Source organism: Protofrankia sp. CiT1, from assembly GCF_917627335.1.
GTDB lineage: Bacteria > Actinomycetota > Actinomycetes > Frankiales > Frankiaceae > Protofrankia.
On the sequence record NZ_CAKJTP010000055.1, the window covers coordinates 19,527 to 21,439 of the forward strand.

Consider the following 1,913-nt stretch of genomic DNA (forward strand, 5'->3'; position numbering starts at 1 on the left):
CCAGGCCAGGCCAGGAAACCAGGGTGATAGCAGCCGTGGACCTGGGCCTGTGAGCTGGCGCGATGCTATGGCGCGACTGTTGGCATGATTGCCGTCCAGGCCGGTGCGCCAATACCGTCAACATAGCTTGACAAGCTATAATGATCTTTTTGCTGTTCGCTCAGTGGACCCGCCACCCACTATTCGACTGGAGTGACAGCCAGCGGGGTGACCACCCGAAAGGGCGCTCATGGCTATGCGGACGAGGCGGTACGGTTGACGCTCGCAAACAACACAATGCCTTGGCCTCGACGCATTGATTCACTTTTGATTAAGATCAAAAGTGAATCGGGCAGCCGGAAACGGAATCGACATACTCGGCCCATACAGCTGAGCACACGGTGACAGCATCGCGCCCGGACCGCCACCGGCTCGAATGGCCCGGCAGCGGCCATAATCGTTGGCGAGGGGACGAAGCGCCGAAAAATCCGCGCAAGTCGCGCTCCGTACCCGTCAGAGCTGCCGTTTGCGGGCATGGGTGAGCACGACGCTGCCGGCGCCGTCCGGGCTGCGCCGGTCGGACATCGCGATGAGAGGCGCGAGCGGCACGGCCGCGTTCCAGCCGGCCCGGCCGCCCCTGGCCGACAGCGTGAGGTACAGCCGTTCGGCCCACGGTGACCGGAACATGTAGGTCTGGCGGACCACAGCCATGCCACAACCACTCAGCAGCTCCGCCAGCTGATCGCCCGAGTAGGTGCGTTTCACCTGATATTTCTCCCGATGCTGGGCCACCAGCCGCGGCCACCGGTGCGCCTGGGTGAGCGCGTCGGCGGACATGACAAGATCCCCGTCCACCGTGAGCACCCGAGCCATCTCGGTGAGCGCGGCTGGGCCGTCGTCGAAATGCTCGATCGCGCAGACCGACATCACCACATCGAAGGAGGCGTCCGCGAACGGCAGGTGAAGGGCGTTCCCCTCGACAAGGGCAGGATGCCGGCGCAGCCCGCGGCCGAAGTCCAGCTTACCCCGGTCAAGATCAATACAGACGGCCCGGCCCCCACGGCGGACAGCCTGACCGGCCCAGTACCCGTCACCGCCAGCGACGTCCAGAACGGTTCGCCCGGCTAGGTCGCCCACCCACGCCAACAACGTGCTCACCTCACGGCGACGAATGACGTGCATCTGATGACCGGCGTAGGCCAGGACATGACTACGCAGTACGCTCACCGGCCACCTCGGCGAAAGCTGCCTTGACAAAGCATCACTGCGCGGGCTCCGCGCGGAGCGAAGCGCGGCCCGCCCCGCGCGGGCGGGCGGACGGGCTCGGCATCCCAGGCCAACCTCCCTGTTCTCGGCGCTAACCGCACTACTAGAGCAACATGATATGCAAACGGAAAGTATCCTAACAAGACCCAGTCGCACCTATGACAACCTCTAAGTAACGAACCCACTCCGTATCCACATCTGGAGGGACGATTCCGGCTCGCAGGGCTTCCAGCACGCCCGGCTCGTAGAGACGACGCAGCGCGCCCGCCAGCGACACCGGGTCGCCAGGCGCCGCGAGCAGTCCGTCCACACCGTCGCGCACCGCCCCGGCCAGCCCACCGACCCTGGTCGCCACCACCGGCAGACCGTACAGATGGGCGAGGCCAACGTTCTGAGTCGCCGTCCCCGAGCGGTACGGCAGCACGAGCGCGTCGGCGGCGGCGAACAGCGCGGGCACCTCGGCCGCGGGCACATACCCGGGACGCAGCTCCACTCGCGCCCGTAGACCACGATCGACGACGATCGCGCGGAGGCGGTCGAGCCCCTCCCAGAACTCCCCGGCGACGGTCAGGCGCACCTCCGGCGGCCCCATCGCCAGTGCCCGCAGCAGAACATCCAGGCCCTTGTATGGCCGGACCAAGCCGAAGAACAGCAGCCGGTGATGCCGG

General features: G+C 66.4%; 2 protein-coding genes. Both read right to left on the reverse strand.

Annotation, left to right across the window (positions count from 1 at the left end):
* Nucleotides 1-492: 492 nt before the first annotated feature.
* Nucleotides 493-1,206 carry a class I SAM-dependent methyltransferase gene (locus MJ785_RS11350; RefSeq protein ID WP_239345920.1) on the reverse strand — a complete coding sequence of 238 codons (714 nt, stop codon included), beginning with the start codon at nucleotides 1,204-1,206 and terminating at the stop codon, nucleotides 493-495.
* 175 nt (nucleotides 1,207-1,381) lie between these two features.
* Nucleotides 1,382-1,913: glycosyltransferase (locus tag MJ785_RS11355; protein ID WP_239380721.1), on the reverse strand; the 532-nt coding region annotated here is incomplete at its 5' end.